Consider the following 271-nt stretch of genomic DNA (forward strand, 5'->3'; position numbering starts at 1 on the left):
TTTCTCCTTGTTCATTAAGCAGCTGAATATCGTAAATAAGCTCGGATTGACCTTTTTGGCCTGTTTTACGCGCATAAGCCCAGCATTCTGCTGAAACTTTTTTCCGAATCGTAATCTCTCCTATTGAAAAAGGAACATAAACAGATGCCTCTTCTCTTCCGTCCGTAATCCCGAACAAAGATTGCAGAGCCCCATCAATTAAAGACGGATGCAATGTATAATTTTCAAGAGCATATGCGGCTTCTTTTGGCAGCAATAAGTGTGCAACCGC

At 41.7% G+C, this 271-nt stretch carries 1 protein-coding gene; it reads right to left on the bottom strand.

Annotated features, from left to right (window positions below):
- On the bottom strand, positions 1-271 hold a 271-nt coding region (locus tag SB658_RS24090), incomplete at both ends, for a polyketide synthase dehydratase domain-containing protein (RefSeq protein ID WP_410602871.1).

It is taken from the genome of Bacillus sp. SIMBA_008 (assembly GCF_046535495.1).
GTDB lineage: Bacteria > Bacillota > Bacilli > Bacillales > Bacillaceae > Bacillus > Bacillus subtilis.